19 protein-coding genes are annotated in these 12,433 nt (G+C 63.6%); 2 read left to right on the top strand and 17 right to left on the bottom strand.

The annotated features are described in order from the left end of the window. Positions 1-13: 13 nt before the first annotated feature. On the bottom strand, positions 14-337 hold the full coding sequence (locus RMO40_RS21955; protein ID WP_309725729.1) for a hypothetical protein: 324 nt from the start codon (positions 335-337) through the stop codon (positions 14-16). A 134-nt stretch (positions 338-471) separates the two neighbouring features. Here RMO40_RS21955 and RMO40_RS21950 point away from each other — a divergent pair, with 134 nt between their 5' ends. Beyond that, positions 472-3,009, top strand: a complete 2,538-nt coding sequence (locus RMO40_RS21950; protein ID WP_309725728.1) for an EAL domain-containing protein — start codon at positions 472-474, stop codon at positions 3,007-3,009. Positions 3,010-3,212: 203 nt separating this feature from the next. Here the strand turns inward: RMO40_RS21950 and RMO40_RS21945 are convergent, their stop codons facing one another. The 7 genes from RMO40_RS21945 to RMO40_RS21915 form a co-directional block, all read right to left on the bottom strand. Beyond that, entirely contained in the window at positions 3,213-3,917 is a 705-nt protein-coding gene (locus RMO40_RS21945) for a glutathione S-transferase N-terminal domain-containing protein (RefSeq protein ID WP_309725727.1), read from the bottom strand. 113 nt (positions 3,918-4,030) lie between these two features. Continuing rightward, entirely contained in the window at positions 4,031-4,480 is a 450-nt protein-coding gene (locus tag RMO40_RS21940; protein ID WP_309725726.1) for a hypothetical protein, read from the bottom strand. A gap of 7 nt (positions 4,481-4,487) precedes the next feature. Then, on the bottom strand, positions 4,488-5,045 hold the full coding sequence (locus tag RMO40_RS21935; protein ID WP_309725725.1) for a dihydrofolate reductase family protein: 558 nt from the start codon (positions 5,043-5,045) through the stop codon (positions 4,488-4,490). Next, on the bottom strand, positions 5,042-5,641 hold the full coding sequence (locus RMO40_RS21930) for a Pr6Pr family membrane protein (RefSeq protein ID WP_309725724.1): 600 nt from the start codon (positions 5,639-5,641) through the stop codon (positions 5,042-5,044). Before RMO40_RS21930 ends, RMO40_RS21935 begins: the two co-directional genes overlap by 4 nt. 16 nt (positions 5,642-5,657) lie before the next feature. Further along, positions 5,658-6,194: a DUF924 family protein gene (locus RMO40_RS21925; RefSeq protein ID WP_309725723.1), complete on the bottom strand. Its 537-nt coding sequence runs from the start codon at positions 6,192-6,194 to the stop codon at positions 5,658-5,660. A 35-nt stretch (positions 6,195-6,229) separates the two neighbouring features. Next, positions 6,230-6,604 (bottom strand): DUF1801 domain-containing protein, encoded by a 375-nt coding sequence (locus RMO40_RS21920; RefSeq protein ID WP_309725722.1) that lies wholly within the window; start codon positions 6,602-6,604, stop codon positions 6,230-6,232. Between the two features lie 17 nt (positions 6,605-6,621). Continuing rightward, entirely contained in the window at positions 6,622-7,158 is a 537-nt protein-coding gene (locus RMO40_RS21915) for a hypothetical protein (protein ID WP_309725721.1), read from the bottom strand. Positions 7,159-7,195: 37 nt separating this feature from the next. Between RMO40_RS21915 and RMO40_RS21910 the strand changes: the two genes are divergently transcribed. Continuing rightward, entirely contained in the window at positions 7,196-7,396 is a 201-nt protein-coding gene (locus tag RMO40_RS21910; RefSeq protein ID WP_309725720.1) for a hypothetical protein, read from the top strand. Between the two features lie 20 nt (positions 7,397-7,416). Here the strand turns inward: RMO40_RS21910 and RMO40_RS21905 are convergent, their stop codons facing one another. The 9 genes from RMO40_RS21905 to ssb all read right to left on the bottom strand — a co-directional run bounded on the left by RMO40_RS21905 (position 7,417) and on the right by ssb (position 12,414). Continuing rightward, positions 7,417-7,917, bottom strand: a complete 501-nt coding sequence (locus RMO40_RS21905; protein WP_309725719.1) for a DinB family protein — start codon at positions 7,915-7,917, stop codon at positions 7,417-7,419. 28 nt (positions 7,918-7,945) lie between these two features. After that, positions 7,946-8,416, bottom strand: coding sequence for a globin domain-containing protein (locus RMO40_RS21900; protein ID WP_309725718.1), 471 nt, complete (start codon positions 8,414-8,416; stop codon positions 7,946-7,948). Positions 8,417-8,463: 47 nt separating this feature from the next. Continuing rightward, positions 8,464-8,934 (bottom strand): GyrI-like domain-containing protein, encoded by a 471-nt coding sequence (locus tag RMO40_RS21895; protein WP_309725717.1) that lies wholly within the window; start codon positions 8,932-8,934, stop codon positions 8,464-8,466. Positions 8,935-9,055: 121 nt separating this feature from the next. Next, positions 9,056-9,478: a hypothetical protein gene (locus RMO40_RS21890; protein WP_309725716.1), complete on the bottom strand. Its 423-nt coding sequence runs from the start codon at positions 9,476-9,478 to the stop codon at positions 9,056-9,058. 246 nt (positions 9,479-9,724) lie between these two features. Beyond that, positions 9,725-10,228 carry a hypothetical protein gene (locus RMO40_RS21885; RefSeq protein ID WP_309725715.1) on the bottom strand — a complete coding sequence of 168 codons (504 nt, stop codon included), beginning with the start codon at positions 10,226-10,228 and terminating at the stop codon, positions 9,725-9,727. 48 nt (positions 10,229-10,276) lie between these two features. Beyond that, positions 10,277-10,789 (bottom strand): hypothetical protein, encoded by a 513-nt coding sequence (locus RMO40_RS21880; protein WP_309725714.1) that lies wholly within the window; start codon positions 10,787-10,789, stop codon positions 10,277-10,279. A gap of 72 nt (positions 10,790-10,861) precedes the next feature. Then, complete coding sequence (locus RMO40_RS21875; protein WP_309725713.1) at positions 10,862-11,275, bottom strand: hypothetical protein; 414 nt, start codon at positions 11,273-11,275, stop codon at positions 10,862-10,864. A gap of 45 nt (positions 11,276-11,320) precedes the next feature. Beyond that, positions 11,321-11,734 carry a hypothetical protein gene (locus RMO40_RS21870; RefSeq protein ID WP_309725712.1) on the bottom strand — a complete coding sequence of 138 codons (414 nt, stop codon included), beginning with the start codon at positions 11,732-11,734 and terminating at the stop codon, positions 11,321-11,323. A 137-nt stretch (positions 11,735-11,871) separates the two neighbouring features. Continuing rightward, positions 11,872-12,414: a single-stranded DNA-binding protein gene (gene ssb / locus RMO40_RS21865; protein ID WP_309725711.1), complete on the bottom strand. Its 543-nt coding sequence runs from the start codon at positions 12,412-12,414 to the stop codon at positions 11,872-11,874. Positions 12,415-12,433 lie beyond the last annotated feature (19 nt).

Raw genomic sequence — 12,433 nt, 5'->3', positions numbered from 1 at the left:
AAGGTGTGAGGCTTCAGCGCACCACCGGCGGTGGTGGCGGCGGCAGTGGCGGCAAGGGCCTGCACTGCCCCTGGCGCTCGATCCAATAGACCACGTTGCCCACCACCGCGATGCTGCCCGACACCACGGCGCTCGCAGCGGCCACCACACCGGCACCCACCAGCAGCGCCACACACCCATCGTTGGAGCAGCCGCCGAAGGCGCCGATCTGCTGCACCTCCAGCGTCATCTGGCGGCGCTGCATCTGACAGTCGTGGTCGTAGACGCTGTCGGTGCGTGGCACCACCACACACGCCGTGAGCAGTGCAACGAGGGTCAGGGTGATGAGCGGTTTCACGGCAAGTGGCACGGGCGCGAAGCGCTGTGTTTGGCACAGCCTAACCGAGCGGCCGCACGCCCCCTCTGGCTTTGCACCACTTCGTCACGAAACGTAACGCCCGCCCTCGCGGACGCCCCCCTACCATTTCGGCCATGCACCGGCTGCTGCTTGTCGAGTCCTCTCCCACCCTGCGCCGCGGCATGGAAAAGCTGTTGCTTCGCCACGGCTTCAACGTGATCGCGCTGCCGGCCGACGAAGCAGCCCTCATCACCCTGGAGCAAGAGCTCGCGCGCGGCCTCGGCACGGTGATCGTCGGCTGGTCGACCACGCCGGCCGCCATCAGCCTGGCGCTCACCCACCGCCTGCACAAACCCGATTGCCGCCAGGTGGCCTTGCTGGTGCTGGCCGCCGACCCGGCACATGTGGAGGCCCGCCTCGCCACCGAGCGCCCCTTCACGCAGGTGCTGCGCCTGCAGCGCCCTTCGGAGGTGCCGCGCCTGGTGCGTGGCCTGCTCGCGCAGGTGGCCAATGAAACGCGGCCGAATGCGGAGTCGCCCAACGCCCTGAAAGTGCTGTTGGTCGACGACTCGCGCACCAGCCGCACCAAGTACCAGCGGGTGCTGCGCAACCACGGGTACGCGGTGGTGGCCTGCGAGCACGCCGAAGCGGCGCTCGCCAAGGTGCAGACCGAGCGCTTCGACCTGGCGGTGATCGACTACTTCATGCCCGGCCTGAACGGCGCGGCGCTGTGCCGCGCCTTGCGCGAGCTGCCCGCCACCCGCGACCTCACGCTCGCGGTGCTGACCGGCTCGTACGAAGACGGCCTCATCAGCGACTGCCTCGAAGCGGGCGCGATGGAGTGCATGTTCAAGAACGAGTCCGACGAACTTTTCATCGCCCGCGTCGACAGCATGGCCCGCCTGCGCGAGCGTGAGCAGCGCCTGAAGGCCGAGAGCCAGCGGCTGGAGCTCATCCTCGCGTCGGTGGGCGACGGCGTGTACGGCGTCGACCGCAGCGGGCGCATCACCTTCGTCAACCCGACCGCGCTGCGGCTCTTGCAGTGCACGCACGAAGACGAACTGGTGGGCCTGCAAGCGCACGAGCGCATCCACCATGCCGACGAACGCGGCCGCCCGGTGCCCGCCGAAACCTGCTTCCTGCAACAGGCTTATGAGCTGGGCGACTCGCTCAGCAATTGGGAAACCGTGTTCTGGCGCACCGACGGCGAGCTGGTCAACGTGGAGTGCACCGTGCGCCCTCTCTTTCACAGCTCGCACCAGGAGGCTGAGTGTGCCGGCGTGGTGGTCGCCTTCAGAGACATCGCCGAGCGCAAGCGCCACGAGGCCGAAACGCAGTGGCAGCTGCGCCACGACCACCTGACCAAGCTGCACAACCGCCGCCACTTCGAATACATGCTGGAGCAGGAGATCTTTCGCCTGCGCCGCAGCACCGAACAAAGCGCGCTGCTGTTCATCGACCTCGACCGTTTCAAGCTCATCAACGACAGCGCCGGCCACGCCGCCGGTGATGCGCTGCTGGCGAGCATCGGCCGCAAGCTGAAAGGCCGCTCGCGCCAGAGCGACCTGGTGGCGCGCCTGGGCGGCGACGAGTTTGCGGTGCTGCTGCGCCATGTCGACGACGGCAACGTGATCGCGCTGGCCGAGAAGTTTCGCGCCATCCTCGACGAAGAGCGTTTCAACCACGGCGGGCGCGAGTTCGACGTCTCGGGCAGCGTGGGCATTGCGCGGCTCAGCCGCCACACCCTGTCGCCCGCCTATGCGATGAACTGCGCCGACGCGGCCTGCCACGTGGCCAAACGCCAGGGCCGCAACCGCATCCACATGTTCGACCTGGGCGGTGACGCCGGCGCCTTGGCCGCCTTGCAGCAGAGCTGGTCGGAGCGGCTGAAGATCGCACTCGCGGCCGGCAACTTTGCGCTGCAGTTCCAGCCCATCTTCGACCTGCGCCGCTTGCCGGCCGGTGCCTTGAGCGGCCCCGATTGGCAGGCCGCGCTGGAGCGGCACACCGCTTCGGCCGTCTACGCGCACGAGGTGTTCTTGCGGCTGGACGATGTCGACACCCTGCTCGCGCCACGCGCGTTCTTGTCGCAGGCCGAACGCTTCGAGCTGATGCCGGCGCTCGACACCTGGGTCGTCAACCGCCTGGCGCTGATGCTTGGCCAGCGCGACACGCGCGTCGCACAGCGCCTGCACATCAACGTGGCGGCGGTGTCGCTGCTCGACTCGGCTTATGTCGCGCGGCTCACCGCCTTGTTGCGCAGCGGTGCGTTTGCACCCGGCCAGCTGTGCCTGGAGCTCAAGGAGAGCGAGATCGCCGGCCACCTGGCGCAGCTGCAACCCGTGCTCGAAGGAATCCACCAGCTCGGCACGCAGCTGACGCTCGACGAATACGGCCGCGGCTTCGGCGGCCTGGGCCATTTGCGCAGCCTGCCCCTGAGTGCGGTCAAGCTCGACGGCAGCCTGGTGCAAAGCCTGGCCAACGACGAGGTGGGCGTGATGATGGTGCGTGCCATGACCGACCTCGCCCACGCGATGAACGTGGTGGTGATCGCCCCGCTGATCGAAGACGCCGCGTCATTGCAACTGCTGCAAGGTGCAGGCGCCGACTGCGCGCAGGGTTTTGTGCTGGGCATGCCCAGCGACGAGTGGGCGGAGCTGGAGGCGCTTTAGGCGCTTCGTCATTCCCACGCAGGCGGGAGTCCAGCGTTCGGGCGTGCGCGCCAAGCCGTGCTCGTGCCGCCAGGCTCACCGCCAAGGCGCCAAGAACGCAAAGGTCGCGAAGAAGCCCGAAGCCTTCTCTTGCTTTGCGCTCTTTGCGTTCTTGGCGCCTTGGCGGTAAAAAAACCGCGCCCTGGCTCCGCCCAAGAATGACGTCAGGCGCGCTTGGGAATCTCCAACCCCCGCTGCACCGCCGGCCGCGCCACAAAGGCTTTCAGCACCCGGTCCACTTCCGCAAACTCCTGGTAGCCGACCAGCTCGCTGGCTTCATAGAACCCGATCAGGTTGCGCACCCACGGAAAGATGGCGATGTCGGCGATGGAGTAGTCGTCACCCATGATCCAGGCGCGGCCCTTGAGGTGCCGGTCGAGCACCGACAGGAGCCGCTTCGACTCGGCCACGTAGCGGTCGCGCGGGCGCTTGTCTTCGTAGTCCTTGCCGGCAAACTTGTGGAAGAAGCCGAGCTGGCCAAACATCGGCCCGATGCCGCCCATCTGGAACATCAACCACTGGATGGCCTGGTAGCGGCGCGCCGGATCGCTCGGCAGGAGCTGACCGGTCTTCTCGGCGAGGTAGAGCAGGATGGCGCCCGACTCGAACAAAGCCAGCGGTTGGCCGCCCGGCCCGTGCGGATCGATGATCGCGGGGATCTTGTTGTTCGGGTTGAGCGACAAGAACTCGGGTGACAGCTGGTCGTTGGTGGTGAAGCTCACCAGGTGCGGCTCGTAGGCCAGGCCCGTCTCTTCCAGAAAGATCGACACCTTCACGCCATTGGGTGTGGGCAACGAATAGAGCTGCAGGCGCTCGGGGTGTTGGGCAGGCCATTTCTGGGTGATGGGGAAAGCGGTGAGGTCGGTCATGAAGCGCGCAGAGGCCGGGGTGGACAGGCCGGCGATTTTGCGGCGCCTGCTCACCAAGTGGGGGCCCGCAGCCGCCAAGGCCTCACACCCCGCAGGGCCAGTTCACACCCGCTCTACAAACGCCGCTCAGGCCGGTAGGCCCTGACCATCGCCTGAAGGCTTTGCCGCTCGGCGTCCGGCAACGACTGCGCCAGTGAGGGGTCGGCCAGCACCGCCTGCGCCACCGTGAACTCATCGCCCGTTCGCAACCGGCCGCGCTTGAGCATGGCCGCGTACCGGCCCCACACGCGAAACCGCACATGAGACAGGCTGAGCAGGCCCTTGGCGTGCATTTCGATGTCGAGCGCCATCACCTGGGACAGCGGCCAGGGAGACGATATTTCCATGCAGTTGTTGACCGCCATGCGCAGCCCGGAAGAGGCGCACGCGGCCGACTCCTGCTCTTGTCGCTCGAGCAGTGCCAAGGGTCGATCGTGGGCGGAAGCCTCACGTTGATCGAGGAAGCGCTCGGAGAAAAAACGCAGGAACGCCTTCATGTCGGCGTAGTCGGCGGTGGATGGCATGGCAGGGTCAGGGTGTCGTGGGCACGGAGTATGTGAGCTCGGCGAAACCCGGCCCGACGTAGCGCACGCCCTGCAGGCGCAGCGAGGGCGACACGATGCGGCGCGGCAGCAAGGGCCTGCCGGAGCCCAGCGTCACCGAGCCGACTTGAACGATCACCTCGTCCAGCAAGCCGGCATCGTGGAACTGGCCCACCAGGTCGCCACCACCGACCAGCCAGACATTCTTGCCGCCGGCCGCCAACACCATGGCGTCATGCACCGGCTTCACGTCGCCCCGCACGAAGTGAATGTTGGCCGCAGGCACACGCGGCAGCTGGCGGCGGCTGAACACCCAGGTCGGTTGCGCGTAAGGCCAGGCGGCCTGCTCCGCAGAGCCTGGCTTGACGATGTGGCGCAGCATCCACTCGTAGGTCGACGAGCCCATGGCGAGCGCGCCCACCCCTTGAATGAAAGTGGGGTAGCTGGTGTCGTTGATGTCGCCGAGCGGGAACAGCCACTCCAGCGAGTGGTCGTCTGTCGCGATGAAGCCATCGAGGCTGCTGGCGGTGTAGTACTGGGTTTTCATGTCGGCCTCGTCAAACGGTTCCCGCCGGCCCACAAGGCCCAGCCCGCGAGCAAGAAGGTGGCGGCGATGCCCAGACCGTACATCGCGACACCCCCGTAGCCACCAACCTTGGCCGGGTTGAGAAAAGGGTACGGGTACCAGCCCACGCTGGCGCCGCGCCACAACACGTAAACAAGATAGGCGACGGGGAACACCAAGGCCAGCGCGATGAGCTTGGCGTCGAGCTTCGCGGCGGGCGGCCGCAACAGCCAGTCCAACACCACGGCCACCGGCATCAGGTAGTGCACGATGAAGTTGACCCAGGGACGCAGCGCACCCAGGTCGACGTTGCGCAGCAGCACGGCGAAGACAAGACCCACCACCACCATGTTCACCGCCGACACATATCGCAGTGCATCTCGCCACGCGCCCGCGTGGGCGGATCGGCTCAACACGCTGAAGAGCAACACGAACGCAGCGAACAAATTCGACAGGTTGGTGAAGTAGCTGAAAAAGTTCAAGCTGCTGAATCCCGCCCCGATGTGCAGCCACAGCTGCCATCCAACCGCCGAGAGAACCAGTGCTGCGAGGAGGGAGCGGGTGAGGATGGTCAGCATGGGGTGTGAACAGGCGTTAGAAGCTCGACCCGGGTTCGGCCAGAAAGGCCAGCTCTTCGGGTGTGGAGGCACGGCCGAGTATGGCGTTGCGATGCGGGTAGCGGCCAAAACGGTCGACAATGGCTTTGTGCCGCAACTCGAAGTCGAGACTGTGTTGAGCGGTGTGCTCACGAAACAAGCGCTCTGCCTCCCGGTGGATCAACCTCGACTCGCTGTGCATGTAAGGCATGTACAAGAAGGCCCGCTCTTCGGGCGCCAGCGCCCCGTCGGCTTGCACCGCCACGGCCTCTTGAGCCAACACCAAGGCCAGCGGGTCGGCCGCAAAAGCCAGCGGCGTGCCACGGTGCATGTTCCTTGAAAACTGGTCGAGAACAATCACCTCGGCCAGCCGGCCACTGGGATGCGCGCGCCACTCGAAAAGCTCGCCGCGCAAAGCCTGCGCGTGAAGACCCGAGAACCTGTCGGCGATCAAACGATCGAACGCGGTGTCGACCTTCCACCACTGCGCAGGCGCAATCTCGGCGAACCAGAATTCAAGTACGGACGTGTGCACGATGGCCTCTCGGTCGCTGGGTTGTGGGTCAGGCGTCACCAGAACGCATCGTCTTCACGTTCACGCACCAGCTGGACGCTGTACTCGGCGAGCTTTCGGATCAGGCCCTCCGGCAAGGGCTCGGCGTAGGGCAGCTGCAGCGTGCCCTGGGTCGTCGTGTGCTTTTCCAGTTGCTTGCGAAAACGCGCCAGCGCCGCCGCGGGTGGCGCAAAGCTGCAGTGTTTCTTGTGCGCCGAAAACGCAAACACGAAGCGCGGCTCCACGAAGAAAGGCGTGCCCCACTTGATGGCCTCTTCGGCCTGCGGTGCCACGCTCTTGAGCAAGGCATGAAGCTCGCGCAAAAGCGGCCGGCCCTCGGCCGGGGCGGCCTCGATGTAGTCGGCGATCGTTTTGGGGCGCGGGGCTGCCATCGGTGTGCGGTGTCTCGTCAACGGCCGACCCGCAGGCCCACCCGGGTGTTGTGAAGCTCGTAGACGTACGCCGCCCGGCAGGCTTGGCCGCGTGGGCTGGAGCGCAGCAGCTCGTCGCCTTCGATGCTCTTGATGCGGCGACGCAGCTCCCTCGCCATCTGGCTGACCGTCCAGGTGGAGACCGAGGCGCAGAACTTCGGCACCTCGGTGGGTGACAGCAAGGCCAGCACGAAGCCGGTGCAACTGCCCACGGCCACACGCAGCGCCTCACGGTGCGCGTCGACCACCTTCGAGCCGCTGCCGCGCGCCAATTGAACCGAGAGGCTCACCGCGGGCAGGCGGCAAGCGGCCGTGCCCTGGTGGAGGGCGAGCATGTGGGTTGACGAAGGCGTGCCGAGATAGGCGTTGACCTCGTCGACACCCACCCGGTACAGGCGTTGCTCCAGGTCGCTGACCAGCGCTTCAGACGCCATCACGCGCCCCGGCCACACCGCCGCCGCCAGCGCGACCAGTAACGCGAGCACCGCACCCGAGCCCTGTGTGTGATGGAACAAAACCGGCCCCCATACAATCCCGCGCCTGATGACGCACATGACACCAACTTTGAAAACCACCTCGAAAGCAACTGCCTCCGGCAAACAGCGCGTGCCCGACACCGCGACGAAGAACGAAGACCGCCTGGTTCAGGCCAAGCAGCCCACGGCGTCCGTGATCAAGACCGTGCTCGTCGCCTCTTACGGCTGGCCGACCGAAGCGATGATGCCTTCGAAGAGGCAGCCGGCGCGGCGTTGAGGGCTAGCTCACGCGACGCTTCACGCCGCCCTTCTCGCTGGCTCGCTTTGATGAAGGAACTTGGTGTACAGATCGCGCGGCGGCGCCACTGAAATCGACTTGAGCACCTGGCCCACGTTGCCTCGGTGATACCCGCCGTGGGTCACCACGTGAAGCAGGATTTCTTCGCGAGACATGCGGCCTCGGTCGCCATCGGTGAAGGCGAAGTCCAGCGTTTCAGCACAGGCCGCAGCGGGCAGCGCAGCCACGTAGTGGATGTACCAGCTGTCCGTGGCCTCGACATCGGCGCGGAGCTGCGCGAGAGTGGGCGTTTCCGTCGTGTTGGTGGCGTCAAACGGTCGGGGCTCGCCGCTCAGGTGTGCACGAAATAGTCGATCCACCACGTAGATGTGATTGAGCGTGCGCGTGCAAGTGTGAAGCTGTTCGCCGTGCTCGGCTGGCAGCGTCGCCAAAAGAGCGAACAGCTCACGGTTGGCCCAGGCCTTGTAGGCGAAGAGAGATTTCAGGGTTTCGATGGACATGGCGACTCCATGGTGAAACATTCACAACTCAGCCTGTGTAGGGGCCCTTGACCTCGCCCCAGCCCCACTTGGGCATGGGCGCGTGTTCATCCACGGTGGCCCCTGGCTGCGAGTTGATCACAGCCAGCCTCGACCCCCATTCCAGGTAGCCCACCAGCGCGGACCGGAACTCCGGGTCTTCTGGCAGGCCGAGCTCATCGGCCGTGGCGAGCAGCAGCTCGACCCAGCGGCGCCGCTTGTCTTGCGTGAGGTGGCGATTCAAATGCTGCTGAATCATGCGGGGGTGGCCCCCATGACGCTCCGAGTAGGCCGCCGGGCCACCGAGAACCTCCGCCAGGAAGGCGGCCACATGCTCAGGGTGATCGGCCCCCATGTGGGCAAAGACAGGCTTGAGCAACTCGTCTTGGTGGACGTGCTGATAGAAACGCGTCGTCAGGCGATTGAGTGCATCGATCCCGCCCAGCCATTCGTAGAGGGTCGGTGTGTCAGACGTCTGCATATCGGGATATCTCCAACTGCGGTCTCGGGTTTGACAGGACAGACCGGTCAGGCGCTGCCGGCACGAGGGCGAACCGGAATGTAGGCCTCGACCAAGGACTTCGGATTTCCTGGATCAAAGTTTTCGTTGTATCGCTCGAAGAGGGGTGTTTCGGTTTGCAAGAAACCTGACGAGGGCAACCACGTCTCGAATATGAACCCGAACGCGGAGCCGATGTCAGACAAGGGGAACTCGAAAACGGCGTACTGACCAGCAGGAAGTGTCTGCGTGGTCATTGCATCTGGAACCTTCACGGCGGAAGGTACCGACACTGCTGCCAGGTAGTTCAGCCTGTCGGGTTCGCCTGGCGTCATTTGCATGACACCGTAGCTGACCTGCGGCTCCAGGATCGGCTCTATCTCAGGCATGCGATCCACGAACCGCGGCCAGAGGGCCGGGATCTCTGGAGACATGGGCGTGGTGATGATCTGCATGCCGACTACTTCAAGTTGCGAACGGATGACGATTTTGGGTTCCATGATCAGATTCCTTGGCTGGCCGGAGCCGTTGATGAAGGGTTCACTGCGCCTGCATGCGACGAATCAGCACGCCGGAAATCGACACCTCCCATGGCGAGTTTTCAATTTGGCAGGTGGGAACTCAGGCCCCACCCTGGGCGACCGCCAACGCCTCCGTGATCTTTCCCTGCAATGCCGGGACGACCGCCAGGGGAATGCGGAAATCGAGGTTCACGCCCTCGCTAATGACCATGCGAATGCACACGTAGTCCGCGCCCGGCGCTGAACTGGCGTTGACGCGAACGATGTCGATGAGCGTCGACTGTTCTCCAGGTGCGACCATCTTTCCGGCGGCAATCAACCGGTCTTTTGCCGCCACTTCGGAGGCGAACAACAGGGACGCCACCAGTTGCCCGACTCGTGACGGACTCACCGCGAACCGCTCCGTGCTGCCGCCTTCCATCTCCAAGTTGAGAATGATGGCTTGGCCATCAGAAGCCGTGCCCACTTCGCTGGCTGCGCGAATGTGCCGCATGGACGAGAGATCGATATTGACTTCTGGCATGGGGTGAGATCCTTGTGTGTGAATGCGAAATCTGAGGTTTGTTCAGTGCGGCGGACATCCGAGCCACAAGTGGATGGGGGCCTGGGACCGTTCCGGTGCTGGTATCCGAGCAGACAGGCGCAAGAGAGGGTCGTTGATCTCCATGAGTACTTCATGCGGCGCACCTGCTTGCTTCATGCGCTCTGGCGTTTGACATGAGGGGCCGGCGAGGGCGATAGCCCTTGGCCACCCATCTCGACGAAAGGGTTAGCGCGCATTCTCTCCGCCGGCAACAAACCACCTGGTCGCTACGACGAGGCCGCCAACTGCACCAAGAGCCAGGCAAACCAGATGGAGGGTGCTGAGAGGGATGACACCCAACAGCTGATTGCTGGCGGCGAAGGGCGAAAGCGGCCGAATGTCTTGATGCATGACGCTATCTAGGATGACGTGTGAGTACGCTCCCAGTGCCGCACCGATGACAACTTGTTTTGGACCGAGCTCACGCCACCGAAGCAGATTGGGAAGCCAGAAGCGGGAAGCAAACCAGCGAGAACCTAGGAAAAGCAGGACGACTGCTACGAGGACGACCGTGGCTCCAACGTAGGTATGGAAGAACGCGTGCACCGGGTGATTCCGATAGACAAGGTTGTACAGCGACTCGAAATCAATGAGCACATTGGCCGCACAGAAAGACAAGAAGCTCACGTGCTTCGGTGCAACGGCATGCAGCAGTGCACCAGGACCGAAGTGAAAGGGAGTGATGGGCATGGTTCGAGTGCGCGCTGACGTTTGACATGAGGGGAGGGTTGGCCGGCATCACCACCGACGGAAGTTGTATGCAAACGGGAATTGCATCTGGCAAGGCTTGCCCGCGCAGACGGCGGGCTTGAACTTTGTGAAGAAGAGGACGGAGGCAGCGTATTGGGTCATCTCTTCGCTTGGCGAGCCAAGGGCTTTGACTTCGATGACCTCACCGTCTGCTCCGACGGTCGCCAGAAGAATGAGCTCTCCGGTCACGCCGAGCTTGTTTTGCCCCTTCCGCATGGCCTCATAGATAGGACGGAGTCCTTCTGCCGGAAAGGGAGGTTCATCTCCTGGAGCGACCCGTTCGTAGAGTTGATTCAAGGAGGCCTTTTCCTCGGCCGTGAGCTCAGCGTAGCGTTTGTTGATTGGAAGGACAGACCCTTTGACAACTTCCCGCCGTATGGCTGAGCCTGCGGACAGATCAGGGTCGCGGATTCCATAGCTTGGCTTCTCCGACTGGGCATGACTTGGCTGAGCTGCCAACAGCAGTGATACGACCATGACATTCAGAACGAAAAGTTGCATAGGTTCCTCTGCTGGCTAACGTTTGACATGAGAGGCGTGACTCGGCTTGCCGGAGTACGTCCTCTCGATGGGTTAGGCGTCCGCGCTGTCATGAATGAGACAGAGGCGCTCTGCTCCCCATACATCGATGAACACTCGTTGTAGGTGTGCTGGTTTGACGAAAGACGCCGCCTCTTCTTCCAGAAGATGGAATGCCAGTATGGCTTCGGCTGGAAACTGCTTTCCGGTCTGAGCAGGCCCGCCGGCGACGATAAGTAGTTCGTCAACGCCGGGACGGTCTTTTGCCACGATTCTTTCGTTGATGGCGTTTCGAATGTCGGCTGTCGTGGTCGACTGGCGATGTGTGTACTCGACCTCGAAGCCCGTAGCGTTCGACAGCTTGCTTCCCCGAAATGGATGGTCCGCATAGGACGATACGTACCAATTAAGCGGCCCGACCGTGCCGCTGGGCCATTCATCGCATGGAATCTCGACGTCCGTAGCCATCGAAGGGCGCTTTCGCTTGCCCAACTTATCGAAGGCTTCTACGAGCTAATCAAAGTGGGCATCGTCAACATTAGCGGGCCATGCTCCAAGCGCTCCGAAGGCCATGTCAACTTTCATTCCGGATAAGCAGCGCAGGCGGCCTTTGCCATACGCCAACAGAAGTCTGTCATGAAGTTTGGTGAAGAACGCTGCGCGTTCTCGCCTTTCAGGCGTAGCGAACACAGTGAGCTCTAGGCCGAATTTCGCGTCACTTCGTGACAGAAAAAAGTCAGGTGGGTTTGTCCCGTCTCCGATCAAGCGGAACTGCAAATGTGGAAGCTGACTTTTGATCAACCGCTTGAAGTGCTGCAGATGTGCAAACTCCATCGCTCGCTGGGTTGCAAACGCCGGCAACTGGATCAGTTCGTCCGGAGGTGAGAGGACTTCTCCATCCTTTCCCCTCGCGAGAAGCATTGGCATGAGCATGAAGTTCCTGCAAGCGGATCAGATTGGGACGCCGAACGAGAACTGGTCAGTCCAACGCAAGCCGCCCGCCAACAAAAAAGGCCCGCAGCTCAAAGCAGCGGGCCTTCTTCACCAGCGACAAGCGCCTTCGCTCAGAACGGAATGTCGTCGTCCATGTCATCAAACCCGGTCGACGACTTGCTCGGTGCCGGCTTGCTGGCCGCCGGGCGTGCGGCCGGGGCGCTGCGCTCGGGGCGCTCGCCGCGCTCGGCACCACCACCACCGCCGCCGCCGGCACCTCCGTGCGCACCGCGGCTGTAGCCACCGCCAGCGCCGCCACCTTCATCACCGCCGCCGCCTTCACGGCCGCCGAGCAGCTGCATGTTGTCGGCCATGATTTCGGTGGTGAACTTTTCCAGGCCGTCTTTGTCGGTCCACTTGCGGGTCTTCAAGCGGCCTTCGACGTAAACGGGGCGGCCCTTTTTCAGGTACTCGCCGGCGATCTCGGCCAGGCGGTCGAAGAACACCACGCGGTGCCATTCGGTTTCTTCCATCTTCTCGCCGCTGTTCTTGTCTTTCCAGTTGCGCGAGGTGGCAATGGTGACGTTGCAGATGGCGGCGCCGTTGGGGGTGTAGCGCACTTCGGGGTCGCGGCCCAGGTTGCCGATGAGGATGACTTTGTTGATCGAGGCCATGGGGGCGCTCCTGCTAAAA

The sequence above is a fragment of the Rhizobacter sp. genome (genome assembly GCF_031412075.1).
In the GTDB taxonomy this organism is placed as follows: Bacteria; Pseudomonadota; Gammaproteobacteria; order Burkholderiales; family Burkholderiaceae_C; genus Rhizobacter.
The sequence above is the reverse complement of the archived record's forward strand: the minus strand, read 5'-3'. Positions and strand labels throughout refer to the sequence as shown.